This is a genomic window from Mesorhizobium sp. M1182 (genome assembly GCF_040318335.1).
In the GTDB taxonomy this organism is placed as follows: domain Bacteria; phylum Pseudomonadota; class Alphaproteobacteria; order Rhizobiales; family Rhizobiaceae; genus Mesorhizobium.
In genome coordinates, this window is the sequence record NZ_JAMYMD010000019.1 from 26,885 (window position 1) to 51,328 (window position 24,444).

General features: G+C 61.1%; 23 protein-coding genes and 2 pseudogenes. 11 read left to right on the forward strand and 14 right to left on the reverse strand.

Annotated features, from left to right (window positions below):
* Positions 1–26 precede the first annotated feature (26 nt).
* The gene (locus NKH33_RS21070) at positions 27–986 is read left to right on the forward strand and encodes a LysR family transcriptional regulator (RefSeq protein ID WP_352921272.1); all 960 of its coding nucleotides are present in this window, start codon (positions 27–29) and stop codon (positions 984–986) included.
* A 209-nt stretch (positions 987–1,195) separates the two neighbouring features.
* On the opposite strand, the gene NKH33_RS21075 is transcribed toward NKH33_RS21070, so the two are convergent.
* The 4 genes from NKH33_RS21075 to NKH33_RS21090 all read right to left on the reverse strand — a co-directional run bounded on the left by NKH33_RS21075 (position 1,196) and on the right by NKH33_RS21090 (position 6,631).
* Positions 1,196–1,810, reverse strand: a complete 615-nt coding sequence (locus NKH33_RS21075) for a TetR/AcrR family transcriptional regulator (RefSeq protein ID WP_352921274.1) — start codon at positions 1,808–1,810, stop codon at positions 1,196–1,198.
* A gap of 146 nt (positions 1,811–1,956) precedes the next feature.
* Positions 1,957–5,067 (reverse strand): efflux RND transporter permease subunit, encoded by a 3,111-nt coding sequence (locus NKH33_RS21080; RefSeq protein ID WP_352921276.1) that lies wholly within the window; start codon positions 5,065–5,067, stop codon positions 1,957–1,959.
* A gap of 2 nt (positions 5,068–5,069) precedes the next feature.
* Positions 5,070–6,176, reverse strand: coding sequence for an efflux RND transporter periplasmic adaptor subunit (locus NKH33_RS21085; RefSeq protein ID WP_352779693.1), 1,107 nt, complete (start codon positions 6,174–6,176; stop codon positions 5,070–5,072).
* Positions 6,177–6,268: 92 nt separating this feature from the next.
* Positions 6,269–6,631 (reverse strand): hypothetical protein, encoded by a 363-nt coding sequence (locus NKH33_RS21090; RefSeq protein WP_352503292.1) that lies wholly within the window; start codon positions 6,629–6,631, stop codon positions 6,269–6,271.
* An 80-nt stretch (positions 6,632–6,711) separates the two neighbouring features.
* On the opposite strand from NKH33_RS21090, the pseudogene NKH33_RS21095 reads away from it, so the two are divergent.
* From NKH33_RS21095 to NKH33_RS21115, 5 genes and pseudogenes are all read left to right on the forward strand, one after another.
* Positions 6,712–6,985: pseudogene (locus tag NKH33_RS21095) on the forward strand (TetR/AcrR family transcriptional regulator); the annotation flags it as partial.
* A 259-nt stretch (positions 6,986–7,244) separates the two neighbouring features.
* Complete coding sequence (locus NKH33_RS21100) at positions 7,245–7,823, forward strand: TetR/AcrR family transcriptional regulator (protein ID WP_352820660.1); 579 nt, start codon at positions 7,245–7,247, stop codon at positions 7,821–7,823.
* Between the two features lie 47 nt (positions 7,824–7,870).
* The gene (fabF, locus tag NKH33_RS21105; protein ID WP_352921279.1) at positions 7,871–9,175 is read left to right on the forward strand and encodes a beta-ketoacyl-ACP synthase II; all 1,305 of its coding nucleotides are present in this window, start codon (positions 7,871–7,873) and stop codon (positions 9,173–9,175) included.
* Positions 9,176–9,241: 66 nt separating this feature from the next.
* Positions 9,242–10,057: an oxidoreductase gene (locus tag NKH33_RS21110; RefSeq protein ID WP_352921280.1), complete on the forward strand. Its 816-nt coding sequence runs from the start codon at positions 9,242–9,244 to the stop codon at positions 10,055–10,057.
* 269 nt (positions 10,058–10,326) lie between these two features.
* The gene (locus tag NKH33_RS21115) at positions 10,327–10,527 is read left to right on the forward strand and encodes a hypothetical protein (RefSeq protein ID WP_352474601.1); all 201 of its coding nucleotides are present in this window, start codon (positions 10,327–10,329) and stop codon (positions 10,525–10,527) included.
* A 27-nt stretch (positions 10,528–10,554) separates the two neighbouring features.
* Here NKH33_RS21115 and NKH33_RS21120 read toward each other — a convergent pair whose 3' ends face one another.
* The 5 genes from NKH33_RS21120 to NKH33_RS21140 form a co-directional block, all read right to left on the reverse strand.
* Positions 10,555–11,184, reverse strand: coding sequence for a hypothetical protein (locus tag NKH33_RS21120; RefSeq protein ID WP_352874824.1), 630 nt, complete (start codon positions 11,182–11,184; stop codon positions 10,555–10,557).
* Positions 11,184–12,044, reverse strand: coding sequence for a lanthanide ABC transporter permease protein PedC (locus NKH33_RS21125; protein WP_352458846.1), 861 nt, complete (start codon positions 12,042–12,044; stop codon positions 11,184–11,186). The genes NKH33_RS21120 and NKH33_RS21125 overlap by 1 nt, the downstream gene beginning before the upstream one ends.
* 11 nt (positions 12,045–12,055) lie before the next feature.
* Positions 12,056–12,844, reverse strand: coding sequence for a lanthanide ABC transporter ATP-binding protein PedB/LutE (locus NKH33_RS21130; RefSeq protein WP_352921282.1), 789 nt, complete (start codon positions 12,842–12,844; stop codon positions 12,056–12,058).
* A gap of 98 nt (positions 12,845–12,942) precedes the next feature.
* Positions 12,943–13,908: a YVTN family beta-propeller repeat protein gene (locus NKH33_RS21135; protein WP_352921284.1), complete on the reverse strand. Its 966-nt coding sequence runs from the start codon at positions 13,906–13,908 to the stop codon at positions 12,943–12,945.
* A 21-nt stretch (positions 13,909–13,929) separates the two neighbouring features.
* Positions 13,930–15,105 carry a lanthanide ABC transporter ABC transporter substrate-binding protein PedA1 gene (locus tag NKH33_RS21140; protein ID WP_352921342.1) on the reverse strand — a complete coding sequence of 392 codons (1,176 nt, stop codon included), beginning with the start codon at positions 15,103–15,105 and terminating at the stop codon, positions 13,930–13,932.
* Positions 15,106–15,422: 317 nt separating this feature from the next.
* Here NKH33_RS21140 and NKH33_RS21145 point away from each other — a divergent pair, with 317 nt between their 5' ends.
* From NKH33_RS21145 to NKH33_RS21155, 3 genes are all read left to right on the forward strand, one after another.
* A complete protein-coding gene (locus NKH33_RS21145) occupies positions 15,423–16,550 on the forward strand; it encodes an S-(hydroxymethyl)glutathione dehydrogenase/class III alcohol dehydrogenase (protein WP_352921286.1) in 1,128 nt (375 codons plus the stop codon).
* A 71-nt stretch (positions 16,551–16,621) separates the two neighbouring features.
* Positions 16,622–17,191, forward strand: coding sequence for an S-(hydroxymethyl)glutathione synthase (gene gfa / locus NKH33_RS21150; protein ID WP_352697755.1), 570 nt, complete (start codon positions 16,622–16,624; stop codon positions 17,189–17,191).
* A gap of 731 nt (positions 17,192–17,922) precedes the next feature.
* Positions 17,923–18,606: a response regulator gene (locus tag NKH33_RS21155; RefSeq protein ID WP_023679211.1), complete on the forward strand. Its 684-nt coding sequence runs from the start codon at positions 17,923–17,925 to the stop codon at positions 18,604–18,606.
* 562 nt (positions 18,607–19,168) lie between these two features.
* Here NKH33_RS21155 and NKH33_RS21160 read toward each other — a convergent pair.
* From NKH33_RS21160 to NKH33_RS21170, 3 genes are read right to left on the reverse strand one after another with little or no spacing between them, the layout of a single operon-like run.
* Complete coding sequence (locus NKH33_RS21160) at positions 19,169–19,600, reverse strand: DUF6392 family protein (protein WP_352503405.1); 432 nt, start codon at positions 19,598–19,600, stop codon at positions 19,169–19,171.
* 3 nt (positions 19,601–19,603) lie between these two features.
* Positions 19,604–20,944 carry an ATP-binding response regulator gene (locus NKH33_RS21165; RefSeq protein WP_352850653.1) on the reverse strand — a complete coding sequence of 447 codons (1,341 nt, stop codon included), beginning with the start codon at positions 20,942–20,944 and terminating at the stop codon, positions 19,604–19,606.
* Positions 20,945–20,954: 10 nt separating this feature from the next.
* Entirely contained in the window at positions 20,955–22,094 is a 1,140-nt protein-coding gene (locus tag NKH33_RS21170) for an FIST N-terminal domain-containing protein (RefSeq protein ID WP_352921289.1), read from the reverse strand.
* A 332-nt stretch (positions 22,095–22,426) separates the two neighbouring features.
* Between NKH33_RS21170 and NKH33_RS33255 the strand changes: the two are divergent.
* A pseudogene (locus NKH33_RS33255) lies at positions 22,427–22,642 on the forward strand (IS110 family transposase); the annotation flags it as partial.
* A gap of 116 nt (positions 22,643–22,758) precedes the next feature.
* Here the strand turns inward: NKH33_RS33255 and NKH33_RS21180 are convergent.
* On the reverse strand, positions 22,759–23,220 hold the full coding sequence (locus NKH33_RS21180) for a phasin (protein ID WP_352503409.1): 462 nt from the start codon (positions 23,218–23,220) through the stop codon (positions 22,759–22,761).
* A gap of 236 nt (positions 23,221–23,456) precedes the next feature.
* Between NKH33_RS21180 and NKH33_RS21185 the strand changes: the two genes are divergently transcribed.
* Positions 23,457–23,663, forward strand: a complete 207-nt coding sequence (locus NKH33_RS21185) for a hypothetical protein (protein ID WP_352921292.1) — start codon at positions 23,457–23,459, stop codon at positions 23,661–23,663.
* A gap of 14 nt (positions 23,664–23,677) precedes the next feature.
* Here the strand turns inward: NKH33_RS21185 and NKH33_RS21190 are convergent, their stop codons facing one another.
* Positions 23,678–24,436 (reverse strand): hypothetical protein, encoded by a 759-nt coding sequence (locus tag NKH33_RS21190; RefSeq protein WP_352921294.1) that lies wholly within the window; start codon positions 24,434–24,436, stop codon positions 23,678–23,680.
* Positions 24,437–24,444 lie beyond the last annotated feature (8 nt).

Consider the following 24,444-nt stretch of genomic DNA (forward strand, 5'->3'; position numbering starts at 1 on the left):
GCAGTAAAAAAATTTTAGTATGCCGTATGAGAAACCTCACGCTCAAGCAGTTCAAGACCGTTCAGGCAATCATCAGCCACGGAAAAATCGTCAGCGCGGCCAAGGTGTTAGGCCTGTCTCCTCCAGCGGTGACGATCCAGTTGCGGCAAGTGGAGGAGGAGTTCCAACTGGCCCTGTTCGACCGGACGTCGGACGGCATGCGTCCCACTGCCGCAGGTCTGGCCTTCGTCGAGACGGCACAGGCCATCGAGGAGCGGCTTCGTCTGCTCGAAGACAAGATGGATGCAATCAAGGGCGTGCGCGCCGGCAGCTTGCGGCTCGGCGTCGTTTCCACGGCCAAATATTTCGCGCCGCGGCTGATGGCCGCCTTCATGAAGGAACATCCAGATATCGACATGCGCCTTGCCATCGGCAACCGCGCCGAGACGATCGACAATCTGAAGAACCACGATATCGATATCGCGCTGATGGGACGCCCGGCCAAGGAAGTCCCGGTGCGTGCTTCGGTCTTCGGTGATCATCCGCTGGTCATCATCGCACCGCCCGACCACCCGCTGGCGTCGGCACGCGACATTTCCAAGGAGCGGATCGCCGAGGAGCATTTCCTCATTCGCGAGCCCGGCTCCGGAACGCGCATCTCACTGGAAATATTCCTGAGCGACGTGCCCGGCCGCATCGACGATCTCGGCGTCGAGATGGACTCGAACGAGACCATCAAGCAGGCGGTGATGGCCGGGCTCGGCATCGCCTTCATCTCTGCCCACACCATCGCTGCCGAAACCGAAGCCGGCCGGCTGGTTATCCTCGACGTTGTCGGCATGCCGATCCGCCGGCAATGGTTTTCGGTGATGCGCACCGATCACGCGATCTCGCCGGCGATGGCGACCTTCCACGATTTTCTGATGCGCAAGGGCGCGATGTACCTGCCCCTGTTCGGCAAGCTCTATCCGCACGAGGAACCGAAAAGTAGAGGTCGCGCGAGTTAGCCTAGTTCAACAAGTTTCGGTCGTAGTAGGGACGTGGCGTGCAAATACAGGAGAACGGCGGTGGCGCTGAGCGGCAGCTTCGACTCGACTAACCCCTAAGGCTCGAGTCATTTAGGATGGAAGTCCAAATGGGGCGACGCAACCGCTTGTCCGTATGGCTTAGCTGCGCGTGAGCGGTCGCTAAAGCGATCAAGGCCGAGCGGCCGGAGTCAATCCGACTTGCCGAGAGCTTTCAGGATGAATCGGATCTGCTCGCGCAGGCCCGCTTCGGTGTCTTCGCCGTATTGGACGCAGTGCTCGATCAGGATCGGATGGAGGAACGGCGTGAACGCGGTGTGGACGGCACGCGCCGCCGTAGCGGAATCGTCGACATTGAATTCGCCCGATTCGATGCCCTCGCGGATAATGACCCCTAAGGTAATTACCACGTGCTCGATATGCGCCTTGATGGTCGCCCAGTTCTCCTGCATGGCGGCGACAATCAGGTCGTGCATGCGCCTTTCCTTGACCAGCGTCATCTTCTTGTGATGGTGAACGGCGGTCAGTAGCTGACCCAATTTCTCCCCGGCCGACGCGTTCGTGCGCGCGATTGCGAGGGCGATGTCAGCTACCTCGTTCAAAGCTTTCCCGCAGATGGATTCTTTGATTGCGTCCCTTGAGGGGAAGAAGCGGTAGATGTTTGCCGTGCTCATGCTGAGTTCGGAGGCGATGTCGGCCACCGACGTTTTGTTGTAGCCGATGCGGCGAAAGTGCCCCTCCGCCACCTCCAGGATGCGCGCGCGCACCTCGTCGGGATCAGTTCGCATTCGGAGCGGACGATTCATGGATGTCTCCAGGACTGATGAAACGGATCTGCCGGGCTCGCCCTGGGCGATCATTCGTAAGCGGCAAGATCGTCCGGCTGGCCCTGCATATGTTCAGGCAAAACCGGCGGGCGAGAACTTGAACCGTCTTTTCCGACAACAGTGCCCTATTCGGCAGCCATCGCTGTTTGCAATTCCGGTTCCTCGGTCGAAACCTCATGGGCCACATCTGCGGTCGGCTTGATCCGGAACCACGCGGCATAGAGAGCGGGAAGGAAGAGCAGGATCAGCACCGTGCCGGCCGCCGTGCCGCCGATCAGCGTATAGGCCATCGATCCCCAGAACACGGAGTGCGTAAGGGGGATGAAAGCCAGCACGGCGGCAAGCGCCGTCAGGATCACCGGCCTCGTGCGTTGCACGGTGGCCTCAATGACGGCGTGATAGTCGTCAAGGCCGGCAGCACGGTTCTCCTTGATTTGTTCGGTCAGGATCAGGGTGTTGCGCATCAGGATGCCGGCCAGCCCTATCAGGCCCAGAATAGCGTTGAACCCGAAGGGCTGGTTGAAGGTGAGCAACATCGGCACGACGCCGACGAGCCCAAGCGGTGCGGTCAGCACGACCATGGCCATCGTCGAGAAGGATCGTACCTGCAGCATGATGACGATCAGCATGGCGGCGATCATGGCCGGGAAGATCTTGCCCAAAGCAGTGTTGGCCTTCTCAGCCTCCTCGATCGATCCCCCCATTTCAATGTTATAGCCGGCCGGAAGGGACGCGATCAGCGGCTGAAGGGCTTTCATGATCTGCTTTGAGACCTCCGGAGGCTGAGTCGCTTCGTTGATATCCGACCGGATCGTGACGACGGGCGTCCGGTCGCGGCGCTTCAGGATCGGCTCTTCAAGACGGATCTCCGAATGACCGATCTGGTCGAGCGGAATCTGGCGGCCGTCCCGGCTCATCAGCGAGAAATCCGCCAGACGCGCCGGATCCAGCCGCTCAGCCCCAGCGCTGCGCGCCACGATGGGGACATTGCGAATGTCCTCTCGGACCTGCGTGACAGGGATGCCGGTGAGGAGGAACTGGAGCTGCTGGCCTACTTCCGCCGGCGAGAGGCCGATGAGGTTCAGTCGATCCTGGTCAGGGATGAAGCGAAGTACGGGCGTGCGGTTGCCCCAGTCGCGGTTGGCCTGCCGCACGTCCGGGACGCCCCGCATGATATCGAGGGCCTTCTCGGAAATGCTATAGAGTTGCGCGGGATCAGGCCCCGTGACCCGGAACTCGACAGGGAACGGCGTATAGGGTCCGAACACAAGCTGCGTGACGCGGACATCGGCTTCCGGCGCGAGCCCCTGCGATACCGCCTCCCGGAGCCGGTGCTTCAGCGCCTCGCGCGCCTCCGCGTCCGGTGTCAGCACGACGATCTTGGCAAAGGCAGGATCAGGCAGTTCCGGTGCCATCGCGAAGAAGAAGCGCGGAGCGCCCTGACCGACGTAGCTCGTCACGATCTTGGCTTCGGGCTGGCCGTCCAGCCAGTGCTCCAGCTTCTCCACTGTGGCGGTCGTCGTCTCGATGCTGGTGCCTTCCGGCAGACGAACCTCGACCAGCACTTCGGGGCGATCGGATGTCGGGAAGAACTGCTGTTTCAGGCTGCCCATGCCGACAACCGAAAGTGCGAAGACGATGCCGACGACACCGCAGGTTACGAACTTGTGGCGCACGGCAAAGATGATGAGCCGGCGAAGGCGCCGATAGTTCGGTGTGTCGTATATGGCGTGAACGCCGCCTTCGACCGGTTTGATCGCGGGCAGCATCTTGACGCCAAGGTAGGGCGTGAAAACCACGGCGACGATCCAGGAGACGATGAGAGCGAACCCTACGACCCAGAAGATATTGCCGGCGTACTCGCCGGCCGTCGAGCGTGCGAAGCCCACGGGCAGGAACCCAGCGATCGTCACGAGCGTTCCCGACAGCATCGGCGCCGCGGTATGGCTCCAGGCATAGGCCGCCGCCTTGATGCGATCCATGCCCTCTTCCATCTTCACCACCATCACCTCGATGGCGATGATGGCGTCGTCCACGAGAAGACCGAGCGCCAGGATGAGGGCGCCGAGCGTGATGCGATCGAAGAACCGGCCGGTCTCCAGCATGATGAGGAACACGGCGGCAAGCGTCAGCGGGACGGCGGCCGCCACGACGATGCCGACGCGCCAGCCCATGCTGAGCAGGCTGATCAGCAGCACGACACCGAGCGCCATCGCGAACTTCAACATGAACTCGTCGACCGCCGAGGTGATGTTGACGGCCTGGTCGGACACCTTGTCGAGCGTTATCCCAAGCGGCAATGTTCGTACGATGGCCGCCGTCCGGTCCTCCAGCGCCTTGCCGAGCGCGCGACCGTCCCAACCCTCCTGCATAACGGCCGCGAGCATGATGGTGGGCTCGCCCTGGCGTCGGATGAGATAGGTGGGAGGGTCCTCGTAGCCGCGGCGGACCTCGGCAACGTCGGAAAGCTTCAGCGTCCGCCCTCCGGCAACGATCGGCGTGTCGGCGATAGCCTGGACACTGTCATAAGCGCCGTTGAGCCTGATGAAGACCTGCGGCCCCTGAGTATCGATCGAGCCCGCCGGTGTGACGGTGTTCTGCCGCTGCAATGCGACGATGATATCCTGTGCCGACACGCCCAGCGTTGCCAGCTTGGCATAGGAGAACTCGACGAATATCTGTTCGGGGCGCTCACCGAGGATGTTGATCTTCTTGACGCCGGGCACGTGCAGGAGGTCCTGTCGAATTGCCTCGGCCTGCCTGGCCAGCTCACGCATCGGCATGCCTCTGGCCTTCAGCGCATAAAGGGCGAAGCTCACATCCGAATATTCGTCGTTGACGAAGGGGCCGTAGACGCCAGGCGGCAGGTTGCGGGCTTCATCCCCCAGCTTCTTGCGGGCCTGGTAAAACTCTTCCTGCACGACGGATGGCGGCGTGCTGTCCTTCAGCGTGACCGTCATATAGGCGTAGCCCGGCCGCGTGGTGGTCTCGACCCGATCGTACCAGGTGAGCTCCTGAAGCCGCTTCTCCAACGGCTCGGCGACAAGGTCCTGCATCTCGCGGGCCGTCGCGCCCGGCCATGCCGTCGTGACCGTCAGGGTCTTAATGGTGAAGTTGGGATCCTCCGCCCGCCCGAGCATAAGGAACGCGTAGGCGCCAGCCGCCACGAGCAGGAGGATGAAGAACAGGGTGACGGCCCGTTCGCGAACGGCGATCGCTGAAAAATTGAGGTTCATCGTCAGTTGCTCCCGCTTTCGGAAGCAGACCTGACGCGAGCGCCCTCCTGCAGAAGATGAGCGCCGAGCGAAACGACCGGATCTCCCATGTTCAGCCCGGAGACCACGGCGCTTTCGCTTGTCACACGAACAAGGCCGACAGGTCGGAAGTGTACGGTCGAGGTGGCGCGATCCAGGGCCCAAACGCCTGTCTTGCCGCCATCATCGAGCACGGCTCCGAGCGGCACCTGGACCTCCGGCTGGCTCGCCTGGCTTGTGATCCGGATAGTCACGGTCGCGCCAAGCGGTGCTGCCGCGGCCTCCCCGTCGAGCACATAGCGGGCCTCATAGGTACGGGTCTGGGGATCGGCGGCATCCGACAACTGCCGCAGATGCGCCGTATGGCGCCCATCGGCTGCATAAACGGCGGCCTCGGCCACAGAGCCGATCGCCGGCCGGATCGTTTCGGGAAGCGCGACCACCGCTTCACGAGGGCCGGCCTGGGCGATCCGAACCACTGTCTGACCGGCGGAGACGACCTGTCCCGGCTCGCCGATGGTTTCGACCACAGTTCCATCCGCGTCCGCCACCAGGACGGAATAGGCCGCTTCGTTTTCCGCGACTTTCGCTTCCGCTTCGGCGGCGGCGAGTTGTGCGGTCGCGGTGTCCAACGCGGCCTTCGCCTGCTCGTAGCGCTGCGGAGTTGCTGCCAATTCCTTCTTGACCAGAACGGCATAGCGCTTTTCGTCCGCGCTCGCCTGAACCAGCACAGCGCGTGCCGCGGCGACCGCATTGCGCTTGGCGGTGAGCGCGAGAGCCAGATCGGTGTCGTCGATCCGCAGAAGCGGTTGGCCCGCCTTGACCCGTTCACCGACGTTCACCAGGCGCTCGATGATCTTGCCGGGTACGCGAAAACCAAGATTGCTCTGCACCCGCGCGGCAATCGTGCCCGTGAAACCGCGTTCGGATCCAGCCACTGGCGCCGCCGTCACCAATCTGACGATCGGCGCTTCCTGCCTCGGATCCGCCACTGCGGTTGCCTGCGTGCGAATGGGCAGCGTGACGAATGCGGCCACCCCTAACCCCGCGGCCAGGACGCTGCCCAGCCCAATGACAAGTCGCTTTTTCATGCCCATCGCCTCATGCCGAAATAGATTGCGCTCATTCTCTATGCTGTGTCCTGCGTCGACCGGCAGCGGCCGGCTGCGACCTGCGCGGCGAGTCAGTCCGGTAGCGCGTCGGCGCGCGGATGCTTGTCGGTCCCAGTCGCGACTGTCACCTCCTCGCCGGACCTCGAGAACGCGTAGAGAGAGCCCCGGTAGCCCGGCATGGAGAAGGCAACGGAGTCGCGGTCGGCGAGGCCCATGACGACGCGCAGCGGATCGCCTCCGCCCTTGGGCGCGAAGGTGGCGGTGACCTCCAGGAGGTCGCCGTCGATTGGGACGTAATAGACCACCATGTCGAGGCGTCCGTTGTGCAGGCTGCCGGCTTCGATTGGGCGTCCGACGGTAGCTTCCTCGGCAAACGCTGGGGTCGCCAGAAACAGCGCGGTCAGGAGCGAAGCGCTCAGGATCTTGCGGATCATTTCGTGTCTCCTTTTTAGATTGCATTCGCCATCTATATAGCAGATAGATTACGAATACAATCTAAAAAAAGAGGTCGACGATGCGTGTGAGTCGCATACAGGCCGCGGAAAACCGCGAAACCGCAATCAACGTGGCAAGCCGCCTTTTGCGGGAGCGTGGCTTTGACGGCATCGGCCTCAAGGATCGGATGAAGGGTGCCGGGCTGACCCAAGGCGCCTTTTACAAGCATCGCATCAAAGGAGGACTTGGTGGCACAGGCGTCCAAGCGGGCGAAGGAGAGTGCCAACCACCGATGGTCGGCCGCTACCGCGGCAAAATCCGAGGATCCGCTTGGCGCGGTGATCGCGTTCTACCGGTTCGATTCTGACATCTTGATCCGGTGAAACCTTAGTGGTTTTCTGTCCGCTGGTCGGATCCGTGGCGCTGTCGGGAAGACCACCGAGCAGGACGCCCGCCAGCACAACGCGGGTCTCGTTTTCATGCCCATCTCAGTGCGGCCAAGAGCGGAGCGGTCGGGTTTCTGCGGATCATCTCTCATCTTCTCTTGATAGATTGCGTTCGCCCTCTATATAAGATATAGATTACGAACACACGCTAAAAGGGAGATTACCGATGCGCGTAAGTCGCATTCAGGCTGCGGAAAACCGTGAAACCGTTATCAATGTGGCAAGCCGCCTTTTTCGGGAGCGCGGTTTTGACGGCATCGGCCTTAAGGATCTGATGAAGGGTGCCGGGCTGACCCAAGGCGCTTTTTACAAGCAGTTCGCGTCAAAGGAGGACCTGGCGGCGCAGGCGTCCAAACGGGCGATGGAGAGCGCCACCCACCGATGGTCGGCCGCGACTACGGCAAAACCCGACGATCCGCTTGGCGCGGTGATCGCGTTCTACCTCAGCATGGACCATCGCGAAGAAAGGATGGACGGCTGCCCGATCGTGGCGCTCGGTTCGGATGCCGCCAGACAGGGCGTGGACGTGAGAGCTTCGTTCGAAGCCGGGATCAGGGAATATCTTGAGATGTTTGGTAGTTGGGTTGGCGAGGCCGACGGCGAGCGGCCCGGCGACAAGGCCATGGCCATTCTCTCGACAATGGTCGGTGCGGTGCTCCTTTCGCGCGTCGTCAACGACCCCGACCTCGCGCAGGCATTTCTGGATGCGGCGACAGAACAGGTTCGCGAAGCAGCCAGCGCTTGAACGGCGTGCGCAGCGCTGGCGGCGCACCCAAATTGATAGGAAAATAGATGCGACGGATTGTTGTCACAGGCATGGGAGCGGTCACGCCCCTTGCTGCCGATGTCGAAGCGTCCTGGTCGCGTCTCCTGGCCGGCCGCTCAGGCATCCGGAGGCTTGCGGATGATGTAGTATGCGACCTGCCGGCGAAGGTCGGCGGGGTGGTGCCCTCCACAGAAGAAGATCCGGACGCTGGTTTCGATCCGGAAGCCATCCTTCCGCCGAAGGATCAGCGCAAGGTAGACCGGTTCATTCTCTTTGCGCTGGCCGCGGCACGAGAAGCGCTCGCCCAAGCAAGATGGGTCCCCGTCTCGGAAGCGGATCGCTTGCGCACGGCCACGATCATCGCCTCGGGCGTCGGCGGGTTCCCGGCCATAACCGAGGCGGTGCGCACGGTCGACCGCCGCGGCGTCCGCCGTCTATCACCTTTTACGGTGCCGTCCTTCCTGGTGAACCTCGCGGCAGGCCACGTCTCGATCCGCTATGGCTTCAAAGGTCCGCTCGGTGCACCCGTGACGGCGTGCGCGGCCGGCATTCAGGCGATCGGCGATGCGGCTCGCCTGATCCGCGCCGACGAGGCCGATATTGCCGTGTGCGGCGGGACGGAAGCATGCATGAATCTTGTCAGCCTCGGTGGGTTTGCCGCGGCACGCTCTCTTTCGACGTCCTTTAATCATCGTCCTGATGAGGCCTCCCGACCGTTCGACAAGTCGCGGGACGGCTTCGTCATGGGCGAAGGAGCCGGCATGCTGGTCATCGAGGAATTGAGCCACGCGCTGGCGCGCGGCGCAAGACCGCTGGCCGAGCTTGTCGGCTACGGCACGACGGCGGATGCTCATCACGTCACCTCCGGTCCAGAGGACGGCGACGGTGCGCGCCGGGCCATGGAGATCGCAATCGCCCAAGCAGGGATTTCGCCACGCGAGGTTCGTCATCTCAATGCCCATGCGACCTCCACGCCGGTGGGCGACCTGGGTGAGATCGAAGCGATCAAGAGCGTGTTCGGGCGCGATTTCGCGATAGCTGTCAGTGCAACGAAATCGGCGACCGGACACCTGCTCGGAGCCGCCGGCGGGCTCGGAGCAATCTTCGCAATCCTGGCGCTCAGGGATCAGATGGCACCGCCGACCCTCAATCTGAGCGCTCCCGATCCGGCCGGCGACGGGATCGACTTCGTCGCAAACCGGGCCCGGCCGATGGCGATGGGCTATGCAATCTCCAATGGCTTCGGCTTCGGAGGCGTTAATGCCAGCGCGCTGTTCCGGCGCTGGACGGATGATCTGGCCGGCGCGAGTACCGGAGGCGCTCATGATTGACGCCTTTCGCTCCGACCTGTCGTGCTTCTCCCACGCCAATCCAAAACGAAGAAAGAAGTGACCTCCATGAACAAGACCAATCTAGGCGTCGACCTGGTGACGGGGGCATCCAGCGGTATCGGGCACACAACGGCCAAAGCCCTGCAGAACGCGGGCTTTCGCGTGTTCGGAACCAGCCGTCGCGCGGTCGTCGACCGATCCGATGGCATTACCATGCTGGCCTGTGACGTGACCGATGACACGTCCGTGGCGAAACTTGTCCAGGGCGTGCTGGCCGAGACCGGGCGCATCGACCTGCTTGTCAATAATGCCGGCATTGGCCTGCTTGGTGGCGCGGAGGAGTCCTCGATGGCCCAGGCCAAGTCGTTGTTTGACGTGAACGTCTTTGGCGTTATGCGAGTAACCAAAGCGGTGTTGCCGACAATGCGCCGCCAAGGCAAGGGCAGAATCGTCAATTTGAGCTCGGTGCAGGGGTTCATTCCAGCTCCCTATTTCGCGCTTTATTCGTCGACCAAGCATGCCGTTGAGGGCTACTCCGAATCGCTCGACCACGAACTGCGTCCTTTCGGAATTCGCGTCGTGCTGGTGGAGCCCGCCTATACCCGCACCTCATTTGAAGAAAATCTCGCCAGGCCGGATCAGTTGCTCGATATCTATGACTCTGCGCGCGCCGGCATGAATGCAGCTGTGCGGAAAGCGATGGAAAAAGGCGATGCGCCGGAAGTGGTGGCCAGGACCGTTTTGGTGGCTGCGACCGATCCCGCTCCGAAGGGGCGCTATGCGGCTGGAAAAATGGCGCGCCAGGTCAGTTTCCTGCGTCGTTTCGTCCCCGCATCCGCATTTGACAAGAGCCTGCGAAAGCAACTCGGGCTCCCGGTTTGATGACATCGACGAACACCCGTGAAGATCGGAATCATCGACGCTGGAAACGTCGGCACCACATTGGCGCGGCGCAACCTGACGCGATTGCTCTGCAGAACGCCCTGCGGTCGTTGGCGTTAGATTAGCGCCATGTTATGTTGCGGCGCGAAAGAGCGGGGGCCACGTCCTTTCACACCCGTAAGCGATCTGTATGTGCGACCCCTGCAGACTGGTCAGAATCACGGAAACCTCCCGGGCATGGGGTTCGGGATCGATGGGGACAAGGGGTAATGCTTTACACGCTCGTTATGATGGTCTGTCTGACGGCTGTGCCGCAGACCTGTGAACAACGCGAACAGATGGTGGACGGCCTGGCGATGAATCCCGGGACCGCCTTCATGCAGGCGCAATCGCTGGTCGCCCAGTGGATCGAGACGCATCCCGGTTATTTCGTTCAGCGCTGGCGCGTGCTGCCCGGCCGTGGATCGTGATATCCGCCGCGAGGATCGAATGAGGTTCTATTTCTTCGCGGCGAGCGTTTCCGAGACGGCCTTGGACAATTGATAAAGCCGCTGCTCGATTATCGTCGGCACTTCACAGACGTAGGTCAGTGATTGGACGCGTTCATTGAAAATTCGCGTTGCGAATGTCAGCTGTTCGGTTCGCCGATCGATCTCTTCGGGATCTGCATCCGGCTTTGCCCGCAATGCATCGACCTCGGACGCTTCCTTGCGCAACGCGGCGGCCATTTCGAGCTGCTTGTGGGCGTAGCGGGAAATACCGGAGATCACCTGCGAACGCTCGGCGTCCAGGTGGTCGAACATGCCTTGCACCATCATCGCCATTTTGGGTGCACGTTGCTCGGCCGGCAAGGAGGCCGCGAAATCCCTGATCTTCTTTTGAGCTTCCGCAATCGGCATCCGGCGAGCCGACACTTCCTCGATCAGGGCGGAGATGGTGGGGTCCTTCGACCAGTCCTTCGCGGCTGAAGGAAGGTCCGGTCCGCTCCAGATCTGGCCGAGCGAGAGTTGCGGCACCTTGCGCTGCATGCAGGGCCAGTCCGGATCGGGGTTGGCTGCCATGGCGTTGACGCCTGGCGCGAGCATGGCGACCAGAGCCAGACTGCGAACATGGATCATTCGCGCCATCAGGCATTTCCTCCCGTGTCCTGTTTGCGGGTCATCAGGCCGCGCGAAGGGTCGTAGGCGATGATGGCGGCGGCAAGGAACAGCAGCGTGCAGCCGGCAACGACGCCCAGCGACAGCCAGTCAACCTGGCCGTAGAAGGCGAAGCGGATCAGTTCGACGGCATAAGTAAATGGATTGGCGAGGCAGATTTTGTAGAGCAGGGGGCTAGCCTCCTGGATACGCCACAAGGGATAGAGTGCCGGAGAAGCGAAATAGCCGGGAAAGATGACGAAGTTCATGATGCCAGCGAAGTTTTCGAGCTGCTTGATCATTGAGGACAGAAGCATGCCGAGCGCGCACAGCATCATGCCTGACAGGAACAGCGCCGGCAGCACGGTGAGATAGCCAAGCGGCGGCGCCTTCACGCCCCAGAACCAGGCAACGATCAGGAACGCGTAAACCTGCGCGATTGACACGGCGACACCGGCGAGCATCTTCGAGATCAGTAAAAACCATCGCGGGAAGGGGCTGACCAGCAGGGTGCGCATGTTGCCCATTTCGCGATCATAGACCATCGACAGCGAAGACTGCATGCCCGAAAACAGCAGAATCATGCCGCACAGGCCCGGCGTGATGTAGACCTCGTAGAGCACGTAGGTCTTGTAGGGCGGGATGATCGATACGCCGAGCACCTGCCGGAATCCGGCGGCAAAAATGAACAGCCAGACGAGCGGCCGAACCAGCGAGGATATAAAGCGCTCGCGCTGATGCAGGAAGCGCAGGCACTCCCGCACGACGATCCCTTTGAGGCAAACGAGGTAGTGGTGGAGCCCAAACTGTTCGAACTTCACCGGCGTGAGGGCTGCGACTTTTGCGGGCATTGCGGGAGCGCTCATGGCGACATCTCCGCGATGCCGCTTGTTTCGATGCGGTTGAGCCTGGAAAAGGCGTCGCGGATCGAACTGGCACCGCTCGTCGCAACGACATCGGCCACCTTACCCTTGGCAACCAGGTCGCCCTGCCGCAGCACGACGACATGGTCGCCGTCTTCGACCTCATCGATCAGATGCGTCGCCCACAGCACACCGATGCCCTCGGTTTCGACGAGTTTGCGGATGGTGGCCAGAATGCCCGCACGCGACTGGATGTCGAGACCGACCGTCGCCTCGTCGAGCAGCAGCAGGGAAGGGCGGTGGAGCAGCGCCCGCGCGATCTCGATGCGCCGCATTTGGCCGCCGGAAAGACTGCGTGCCTTGTCATGCTGACGGCCCTGCATGTTGACTGTATCGAGCAGCGCGGCAATGCGCTGCCGGGCTTGGTGGCCGCCAATGCCATGCAGCGAGGCGTGGTAGGAGAGGTTCTGGTGGACGCTGAGGTCGAGGTCGAGTGTGCGTGCCTGGAATACGATGCCGACACGCCTGAGCGCTTCGCCCGAAGCGCGGCTGACGTCATGGCCGAAGATGCGGATCGATCCGCGGCGGGTGCCGTAAAGATGGCTGATCAGTGAGAACAAAGTTGTCTTGCCGGCCCCATTGAGGCCGAGCAGAACGGTGAAGGTTCCCGGCGCGATCGAGAATGAGACGTCCTGGAGCGCTCGCTTCGGACCATAGGAATGGCTGATGCCGGCAACATCGAGCGCTGCCAGCTCATCTCCAGCTCCGCTTGTCCTCACATGCTGCATGCCGCTGGCTCCTTCGGGGCGCGCTGGTTATCTAGTGCACTTGCAACATCCCTGCGGCAAATATTCATCACGTCGGTCTCCCTGATCATTGCTGCGGTCTAGTGGGGCGATATGGCCACGCCCCAAGGCTGCTGGCCCACCGTAACCGATTGAACCGGCTCGTCCGTCGCCGTGTCGATGAAGGTGATGTCGTTGGAATTGCCGTTGGTGGTGATCAGCGTCCTCTGATCGGGGGTGAAGTCGAGATGCCAGACGCGCTGGCCGACCAGGATGTATTTTTCCACCTCGTAGGTTTCGGTGTTGATGACGGCGACGTGGTTCGCTGGGCCGAGCGCGACATAGGCTTTCTTGCCGTCCGCGCTGATTGCGATGCCGACCGGCTGGATGGTTTCGGGCCGCAGTCCCGCAATCGCGAACTGGATCTTCTTCACCACCTCGCGTTTGAGACTGTCGATGACGCTCACGGTGCCGCCGATTTCGGCACTGACCCAGATCTGGGATCCGTCGGGCTTGAATTGCGCAAAGCGCGGACGCGTGTCGACCAGGACGTTGTCGGTCACCTCATGGCTGTCGGTGTCGATGAAATGCGCCATGCTGGTGGTTTCGGAGGTGTTGACCATGGTTTTGCCATCGGGACTGACGGCCATGCCCTCAGGCTCCACCCCGACGGGAATCTCGGTCATGACCTGCTTGCTCTCCACGTTGATCGCGGTGACGAGATTGTCGTCCTCGTTGGCGACGTAGAGCGTCTTGCCGTCGGGCGAAAGCACGAACAGTTCGGGATCGGGGCCTGATGGCAGCGTGCCAACGATCTGCAGCGTCGCGGTATCGATGATTTCGATCGTATCGTCATCGCTGGCGCACAAATAGATGAACTTGCCGTCATGCGAGATGGTGATACCGCGCGGCCTCTGGCCGACTTCGACGGTCTTCACCACTTGCATGGTCGCCGTGTCGACGACCGTTATCGTATTGTCTTTCTCGTTGGAGACATACACGGTGTAAGCCCACGCCGGATTGGCCATGAAGCCGAGAATGGCGAGTGCGCAAGCTCGTCTCTGCACGAAAATTCCTCCCGATTGGTTCTACTTAAGGACGCATTTCGTTTCCGGCTGATCGACGCCGAGCGTATCGAGCTCGGAGATCTGGTGGAGATAACCCTCCTGTGGCGATGTCGAGACCACGGATTTGGTGTCGCCGAGCAGGATTGGCTGGCGAAGCTGATGGTTCCACTTGCGGAAGGTCAGCTTCTGTCCCTTGAAGGCGGCGACCGAGAAATCGTCCGAGCGGATGTAGTCGCTGATCTTCTTCGGATCGTCGCCATTGGTCCGTGTGCTGGCTTCGCCCACCGCCCGCACCGCCGTCCAGGCCGACATATCCTTGGACAGCATTCGCCGGCCGGTCGTCCTCAGGAAACGGCTTTGCATTTGAATGCCACCCCATTGCTCGCTCGCGGGATGCCAGGACGATGCGACAAGACCGGCCGTGCCAGCGACCAGCCGCGGTGTCCAGGTGCGGTAGGGCACATAGGTTCCGAACACCTCGCTCTCATCGGCGACAAGCACCACATCATGCTCCGGCAGATCCTGCGTGAACACGGAAATCTGCTGCTGTATCTGCGTGGCGCCGGTGTCGGTGCGGCGCGCCGTGCCAGTGTCTTTGAACTCCTTCTCGGCGACGATCTGACCGCCGAAGCGAGCCGCCGCGCGGCGCAACGCGGCCGCATAGAGATGATCCCGCTCATGCGAACCATAGAGCAGCACCCAATTCGGCCATTTCTTTACCACGAGATACTGCGCCAGCGCGTCAGCCAGCATGCTTCGTGTCGGCGCCACATGGAAGATGTTTATGCGGCAGTCTTCCTCGCGCAGGCTGTCGTCTGTGGCACCGACATTGAAGACCAGAACGCCCTTGTCGCGGGCGATGTCGGCGATCGACAGCAATTGCCTGGCCGAGAGGTCAGCGACAACATAGCGGTCACCTTTGGCAATCAGATCGTTGAACGCCTGAACCGCGTCGGCGTCCGGCTTGACCTCGGCTATGTCGAGGCTGAATTTCTGGCTGAGGAACTTTCCTGTCGTGTTGTTGTCGCCGATCGCCACATTGGCGCCGGCGACACCTTCGTCGCGTGGCGGCAGGTCCAGCAGGGAAAGCGCCAGTTGCGGCGCGTAGGCCCGCAAATAACCTATTCTGATTTCGGTTATCTTTCTTTCCGGCCTGTCGGCTGCGACCGGTTGCTTGCCCGTCACTTCCTGGGCCATCACGCCTGTAACGTTGGCGGTCTGGAAAAAAAAGCACAAAAAGGCCGCGAGAGTGCCTGGCACCGCGCTCGTCATCGATAAAACTGCCCATTCTTGCACTAAAGTCCGATTGTTCCCGGACCAGCGCGAATTCAAGGTGCCCACAATGAGCTTAGCGGACGCCACAAGATTTATCAAAGCCCCGCAAGTGGACTTACGTGTCTGCTTTAGTCCTATTCCTTTTCGCGGGGATACGGCGATGAATGAGCGTATTGCGGTCTCATCCGCAGCAATGGCGGAATGAGAAACTCTATGGGTCGTCATGGGAGGATTGCCTGATGAAAACGCGCGCCGCTGTCGCCGTTGCCGCCGGAAAGCCGCTGCAGATCATGGAGGTCGACCTCGAAGGTCCCCGCGATGGCGAGGTGCTGGTCGAGATCAAGGCAACCGGCATCTGCCACACCGACGAGTTCACGCTGTCGGGCGCCGACCCGGAAGGCCTGTTTCCGGCGATCCTCGGCCATGAGGGCGCCGGCATCGTCGTCGACGTCGGCAAGGGCGTCACCTCGGTCAGGAAGGGCGACCATGTCATCCCGCTCTACACGCCGGAATGCCGGCAGTGCCCGTCCTGCCTGTCGCGCAAGACCAATCTGTGCACCGCCATCCGCGCCACGCAGGGACAGGGCTTGATGCCGGACGGCACCTCGCGCTTCTCGATCGGCAAGGACAAGCTGTTCCACTACATGGGCTGCTCGACCTTTTCCAACTTCACCGTGCTGCCCGAGATCGCGGTGGCCAAGGTCAATACCGACGCCCCGTTCGACAAGATCTGCTACATCGGCTGCGGCGTCACCACCGGCATCGGCGCTGTCATCAACACGGCCAAGGTCGAGCAAGGCGCGACGGCGGTCGTGTTCGGCCTCGGCGGCATCGGCCTCAACGTCATCCAAGGCCTGCGCCTTGCCGGCGCCGACATGATCATCGGCGTCGACCTGAACAACGACAAGAAGGAATGGGGCGAGAAATTCGGCATGACGCATTTCGTCAATCCGAAGGAGATCGACGGCGATGTCGTGGCCCATCTCGTCAACATGACCAAGCGCGGCGCCGACCAGATCGGCGGCGCCGACTACACGTTCGACTGCACCGGCAACACCAAAGTCATGCGGCAGGCGCTGGAAGCCTCGCATCGCGGCTGGGGCAAGTCGGTCATCATCGGCGTTGCCGGCGCGGGCCAGGAGATCTCGACGCGGCCGTTCCAGCTGGTCACCGGCCGCACCTGGATGGGCACCGCCTTTGGCGGCGCGCGCGGCCGCACCGACGTGCCGAAGATCGTCGACTGGTACATGGCCGGCAAGATCGAGATCGATCCGATGATCACCCACACGCTGAAGCTCGAGGACATCAACAAGGGCTTTGACCTGATGCATGAAGGCAAGTCGATCAGGAGCGTGGTGGTTTACTGACGAGGAGAAAGCCGTCGGCTAACCAGCCAACGGCCGAAAAATGCAGATGTTCAACCAGGGAGGAGACAAAAATGCCGGAAAAACTGCATCCTAAAATCGACAATGGACTGCCACGGGAAAAGGCCGACTTTGCCGGCGGCACGCTGGTCTGCGCCTGCACCAGCAACCCGGTCAAGGTGAAGGTCAAGGGCCAGATCGCTCACAACCATGCCTGCGGCTGCACCAAATGCTGGAAGCCGGAAGGCGCGCTGTTCTCGGTCGTGGCGGTTGCCGGTACAAACGACGTGACGGTGACCGAAAACGGCGACAAGCTGAAGATCGTCGATCCGGGCGCGCTGATCCTGCGCCATGCCTGCACCGGCTGCGGCGTCCACATGCACGGCCCGGTCGAGCGCGACCACGCGTTCAAGGGGCTGTCCTTCATCCATCCCGAGCGCTTCCAGGAAGACGGCTGGGCGCCGCCGGGCTTCACCGCCTTTGTCTCGTCGATCATCGAGTCCGGTGTCGATCCGAGCCGCATGGACGGCATAAGGTCACAGCTGAAGTCGATCGGGCTCGAACCTTATGATTGCCTCAATCCAGGACTGATGGACTATATCGCCACCTGGACGGCCAAGAGATCCGGCGCGTTGCCGGCCTAACGACTGATCAGACACTATCTTTGGGGCCGGACGAAATCGCCCGGTCCCAGGCGTTGGAACGAACGCAGGCGAGCGCGTAGACGGACACGCTTCGTAAGTCATTGCTGACGTGCTGTCAGCCTCGGGGGGCGCTGGGCTCAACGGGAATACGCTGAAATTGGTCCAACCGGATCGTATGGCTCTTCAAGATCAGCGACTGCGATCAGTTGGTTCTGGCTTGGCGCGGCCCAGATCGTCGACTAGCTTGGATATCGCGGGCAAAGTCGCGCCCAAAGCGCGATGGCGGCAAGGTGGTGCTCCTTACCAGCACGATTATCGAGCGCCTGGCGTGAACGGCGGCACCATCAGCTTACTGCGTTTTGTCCAGGAACCAGCCCGTATACCAGCGCGACCCCAGACCAGCCGATACCATCGGCGCGGCCGCGAATAAGGCGGGCGTCGGGGAAGCGTCGTGTGGCGGCCGGCAACAGTGCGAAAGCCGGCGGTCACTGGCTGTCACGCGAAGCCGGAAGTCGGTCACGACCTGTCTCTGTTTCAATGGATCTGTCGCCGGCACATTCGGCCGATTTGGGCCACCGGGCAAGGCATTGCATTTCAGAACGGCCACATCTGCCGCGTGGCGCCGCGGAAATCATGGGCACATTCTGCTTTAGCCGGCCAAGATGGCAATGTACTATTTGCCAATAAGCTGGCCATGGTTGCAGGACTATTCTAGGCCAGACCAAACCGAAATGAAGCTGATGACCGATCGCGCCAGGTTCCTGATCATTGACGACCATCCGCTGTTTCGCGAGGCACTGCACAGCGCCGTGCAGATGGCCTATCCGGAAGTCGACACGGTCGAGGCACGCTCGATTGCCGAGGCGCTCGAGCTTCTGACGGATGCCAAGCCGTTCGACCTGGCGCTGCTCGATCTCAGTATGCCCGACGTGCATGGGTTTGACGGGCTGCTGCAGCTCAGGACGCGTTATCCGCGCCTGCCGGTGGTCATCGTCTCCGGCTATGAGGAACCGAAGATCATTTCCGAGGCGCTGTCCTACGGTGCGGCCGGCTTCATCCCGAAATCGGCGCGCAAGAGCGACCTTGCGGCCGCCATCCGCTCGGTGATGGAAGGCGCGATCTATGTTCCCGAGACTTATGAAGGCCGGCCGCGCGACGCCGACAGCACCGACCGCGCCGAGATGGTGCAGCGCCTGGCCACGCTGACGCCGCAGCAGCTCAAGGTGCTGCAGATGCTGCGCCAGGGCCTGCTCAACAAGCAGATTGCCTACGAGCTGCAGGTCGGCGAGACCACCGTCAAGGCGCATGTCTCGGAAATCCTGCGCAAGCTCAACGTCTACAGCCGCACACAGGCGGTGATCGAGGTCTCAAAGCTCGACAATGCCGAGCTGTTTCGCGATCCGGCGGGGTTTTGAGGGGTCGGTGCCGATGCCCCTGCAAACGAAGCAGCAAGGCGCTGCGATCAGGTGAATGTCTCAAAGGCGTTTGATCTGCTGCTCCCTATCCGAATGATATAGACGAAATGATTTCTCTCGTTTCGCCTACCTCATCGATGAGATCGTATTCCTCGCCTTGCGCGAGGTAGGTCACGAATGCAAAATCGTTTCCATTCGACAAATACCAGGCCAATAAGGTTTGATCTGTAGTCCGCGACGAAACGCCAACACACATTACGTCGCCAAATTTTCTCTCAAAAATCCGCTCGACATCTATGAAATTGTTTCGACAAAACTCGATCATAAACGTTCTAAGAACATCGAAATCTGCATTTGGCTTTTCTCCGCTTCGATATTCGCAATAGAGAATTGAAGGGTGCCGCCGGCATTGATTCTTTAAACTAAGTAGGCGGCGATCCCTCGGGGAGGTTGTCAGTTATGTCTTCCCTTCCGACGGGCAAGTCGAAGGTGCCGTAGAACTGCACTGTCATTGTGGGTTTCCCGGGGCCCCCTCAGTCGCGCATGGGCATGCCCGGCATAGTCACCGCACCGCGTCGGCGCGCATAAGCGTCACCCTTGTTATCCGGTTTGCATGAGCGTGATATGAGATATGTATTGAATGATGCGCCTCGTCGAAGCGGTCCCAAGGGCCGTATTCACCCAAAAAAGGATCTCTCCGTGCCGCGCCGCTTTTTGAGGGCACGCCAAAGATATTCAGCACGTCGTTGCGACTGGATGAAAAGGGGATATCAAGGAGGTCTCGATCCAAATTGTCAGCCTCTATGAATATGGTGTCTATTTTTTCATCGCGATCGCAGATGAAGGAAAATTTGTGACGCGCAGAAACGTAATCTATGCGGATTTCCGGAAGATCATGATCTACAGTTCGTTTGAATTTCCAGGATTCAAAAGGCGGTGACGTCAAAAGAGATGACGCCGGTTTTCCCAAGTAATCGAGGATCGCGTTAGCCATTCTCTAAGCCAGCAGATGCGCCAGCAACGCCCTCAGTTGGGCCGGCTTCAGCGGCTTGCGCATCAGCTCGATGCCGGCGGCGCGGGCGGCCTTGGCGACACTTTCCGAGCCGTCGGCGGTGACGATCAGCGCCGGCACGGCGCGACCGAGACAATCACGGACCTCGGCGATTGTGGTGGTGCCGAGGTCGCCGCCGTCGAGATGCTGGTCGGCTATGACAATATCTGGCAACCAGTCGGTATCGCCAAGCAAGTCGAGCGCGTCACCGGTCGAGGTGGCGGGGCGCACCAGGCATTGCCAGCGCTCGAGCAGGGAGGTCATCGCCTGCAGCACGTCGATGTCGTTCTCGACCAGCAGCACCCTTGTGCCGAACAGACCGTAGCCGCGCGGCCGCTCCATGTCGACGGTGCTGGCGATTGGATCGGCCGTGTCGCCGATCCCGACCGGAACGTCGATATGGAAAATCGTGCCATGTCCGACCTTCGACGAAAACGTGACGGGATGGCCGAGTGCCGCGGCGATGCGGCGCACGATGGCCAGCCCCAACCCCAGCCCGCCGGCGGCAAGCCCGGCATCCGTCGGGATCACGCCGCGATGGAATTCCTCGAATACCGCCTCGCGCTGGTCGTCGGGGATGCCGCAGCCGGTATCGGCGACGTCGATGCGGATCGTGTCGCCGCGATGCCTGGTGCCGACCAACACGCCGCCCGAGCGGGTATAGCGCAGTGCATTGGACAGGATGTTCTGCAGGATGCGGCGCAGCAAGGTTCGGTCCGAACGAACGAGCGCATCGACCGGCCGGAACTTCAGCGTCAGCCCCTTCATCTCCGCGACCGGCTGAAAATCCGAGCGCAGAGACGAAAACAGCGTCTCCAGGCTGACATCGGTGATGTCGGGCTGCACGACGCCGGCATCGAGCTTGGAAATGTCGAGCAAGGTGCGGAGCAGGTCCTCCATCGTCTCCAGCGATCGCTCGACCTGGCGGACCAGCTTTCTGCCTTCCTCGCTGGTCTGTACTTCAGCAAGCGCCGAGACCGACAGATGCGCGGCGTTCAGCGGCTGCAGCACGTCATGGCTGGCGGCCGCCAGGAACCTGGTCTTGGACAGGTTCGCCAGCTCGGCGTTTTCCTTGGCTGCGTTCAAGTCGATGTTCGACTGCTCCAGCCGGCGCAAGGTCGAATGCAGCTCTTCGGTGCGGCTGCGCACCCGGCTCTCAAGCGAAATGGCGGTCTGGAACAGCGAAAAGGCATTGCCTTGCTGGTCCATGGAACGCTCGACGCGGCTGATCAGCGCGGCGTTGATCTTCTTCAGCCTTTCCAGGTCGTCGATGTTCCTGAGCGGCATCCCGGATTTCCTACTCCGCCGCTTCGGCCGGATTGCGTTCACCGAAGGCGATGCCGGTGAAGGTCTGGTTCAGATGCATCGAACGGTACTGTTCGCCATAGGTGCCGAAGCCGAGGACGTTGTTGACCTTGTAGAGTTCCGAAATCTCGCGATAGACCTGCCGATTGCGCGCGTCGAGCCGGCGCAGCACGCAGTCGAAACCGAGGATCAGGTCAATGCCGCCAAGCCTTTCGCTGACGTCGCTGAGCGCGGCGCGGGTCGCCTCGACCATGTCCTTAGGCTGGGCGACGGCAAGCACGACACCATCGTCGATGGCGCAGAAGAACGACAGCGAGCCGTCCGCGTGCATCTTCTGGATTGAACGGCAGTAAAATTCGCCGCCGACTTTCACCACCACCGGGTGCGAGGCAAAACTCAGTGGCGTCAGCATCTGCGCGACGACGCCGACCGAGGCGGCATATTCCTCGGCGGCAATGGTGGCGTTGAATTCGCGCACGATGCGGTGGTCGGGATCGGATGCCGTCACCACCAGCTTCTCGTCGGTGGGAACGAAATTGTCGGTCTTGAACACGTGGAAAGGAATTTCCGTGGTGACCAGCACGATGATGGCGCTGTCGGAGGTCACTTTGCCGTTCGAGATCAGCCGTGTTGTCTCAAATTTCAAATCATCGCCAGCCGACCCACCGATCAGTGGGATGTCGTCGAGCCCCCAATGGATGGCGGAGGTCACCGCTTCTTCGGCATAAGACAGGCCGTCGATCAAGCAGAGCGCGAAAGTGGTGTCGGCCCGCTCGTGCCCGAGGCGCTCGTGTAATGAACGCCTCAGCGCCTCGACTTCGCCGGTAATCCCGTCCATGCCCAATGAGGACAGATTTTCGATCATGGTGCTGGCTGCCGAAAACGATACGGAGGGAAGCAGCATAGCCAGGATCTGGCCTTCCTCCAGCCCCTTGGGCGTTATCTCACCGGCTGTCGAGCAGCCGGCATAGTGGAGCGCCGGCGCGTGGGTCTTCAGCGCTTCCGACAGGGTGACGGCCTCTATGAGGCTCTGCGAGAAAAACAGGAGGGCAAACCCGGCGTCAATGGCCGCTGCTTCCGCTGCCACCGCCCGGGCGAACGCATCCGCGTCAGATTCGTCGGTCGTGAGCACCGAAACGCCGCATGCATAGCGCGTCCGTGACTTGGCCAGCGGCTTCCTCCTCCATTTCCTCCAACGCTCTTTTTGTGCGCGTCTGGCGCGCCGGCGTCGAGGTCATTGTTGTCTTGAAGCGGTGCTTTGGCAATGAGCCAACATGATGGATTTGAAGTTTCTGCCGTTTGACGGCGTCCGCGCTGCCGCTCACAGATGAAAGGCCGCGTCGCACCGCCATCCGTGCAACGAAGGCCCAGCTGAATTTGCCGCAGGCGAATGTCAAGGCTCGACGTGCCAAGAATGGGGCAGGATATCGCGCTTAGCCGTTGCCGCTTTTGACAGGGTGCTAGTCTAGCCTGGCGGTTGTCGTGGTCAATCCGGGGCAGGTGACAGCCTACGCCAATGCGCTCGGCAAGCGGGCCAGGACCGACACCACCGATGCTGCCGTAACGCTGCCTTCGTTGGGTCGAGCAAGCGGCAAGTGCCCGTTGCGCGGCACCGAAGCCGAGGCCCTGGCCGGGCTCGTCGCTCGCCGCCGTCAGATTGTGCGGATGATCGCAGCCGAGAGAGCCATGCCCGCACCGCCATGGCAACGTAGGCACCAAAGAGCATCCAGCCAAAAGGAAAAAGACCGGCTGGAGAAGGTGTTGTTTCGCGGTTATTTCCGATCGCTTAGACTCAATTAGGCGACTTTCAGATCTTTCATCGCCTTTTCAACGACATCCTTGATCGGCCTTGATACATCTTCGGCAGCCCTGGTCGTCACGGCCTGAAATTCCTTGGCCTGCTCGACGGTCTTTTCGAGCTGCGTGCGCAAGAAGGCAGTCTGCAGTTCGATGAACTCGGACGGCGACTTCACGGCAACCAGGGCTTCGAGGTGCGAGAAGCCGGCTTCGGCATTGGCGCGCAGAGCAGCAATTGTCTTCAGCGACAACTCGTTGCCGACGGTCTTGGCGGTTTCGAAGCTCGACTGCAGAGCCTTCTGGGTCGTCTCGGTGCCTGACGCAAATTTCGCATAGGCTTCTTTCGACTGCTCGACGCCCTTTTCGGCGACAGCGCGGACCTGGTCGGCAGCCTTCGACGCGTCGAAGGTGGGGAATGCGGTATTTTCAACGGTGTCAGCAGTCTTGGCCATAGTTTCCATCCTTTCCGGTGGACGGCCTTTCACAAAAGCCGTCTCGTTCATTTACGAAACTGACGTTACGGCATTTATAGTGCATTGCAATATTTTTGTGCGACGCACCATCCCTCTTCCAGCGTTCCGAGGGGGCATGCGGAGGGTCGGTGGCATCTCGAGATCGCCGGTTCTGCAGGAAGAACTCTTCTGGACGGACCCCCTGATCCAGCATAGCCTCGCAACAGAGCACGACGTTTTGCCACGTGCATATCTACTTCAGCCGCTATTCGGCAACCGTCCAAGTCTACGTCAACGAAAGCGTTAAATTCGTGCGCCGCAAACTTTCAGTCGGCGTACCCGCTGGGCACAAGGCGATCGCTTTCCTTAGCGCGCCATCGAGAAGTTGGCTCGATATGGCGGTGGTTGACGCGAAGGCGCGCCTCTACCGCTTCCAGTGTGCCGTGAAGTGACCACCCCTGGTGGTCTATCGGTTAGCCAAGTTCCGGATCAGGGCGGATGCCTGAAGAAGACAACCGCTTCCTATCATCCAGGCATACAGTCCCACATGATCCGACGGGCTGAAGCCGGTGGGCAAATGCACGATAGGCATTCGAAATGACTTATGGTCGATCACCAACCCAACGGATCGAAGATCCGGTGGCACGTTTCCGGGAATTGCCAAAATTGGGGTATCCTTGTCCCAGACCAAGCTTGTCGCCAGCGACTCTTCATTATAGGCAACCGAAACATCCGCCCTGTGCCCCGGTGGGCGCCAAAGCTCCAGTTTGAGGTCATAAACGCAGCCTGTCAGACCATTTTCGACCGGCACCATCCAAGGTTCCAAGGTGGCGGCCGTCGTGTCGGAAACGCCACGAGATCCACCTATGGTTTGGAGCTGACCAGTGGCATTCCCCAATAGATCCGAAATCGCAGTCAAACTCGAAGAAGCGCCTGCCGCCCCGTTAGACGTTGATCCAGAATCCGATGCGTCGTCGGTCACCACAATATCCGCGGGTCCCGGCAACGCAGTGACCGAGCCATCGTCACCCATCAAAGTGACAGTCGATCCACCCTCGATATGCACGAGGTCGCCCAGTCTGAACAGTTTGCCGAGCTGAGGGCTGTCCGCGGGAGGATCGACAGCGACAACGACATACTCGCTGGCCGCAAGAGCGCTCGAGCAGGAACCAACTGCTGCGATGGCCGCAGCCAGTAGGAAAATGATTTTGGGTTGCCGATACATGACGCACG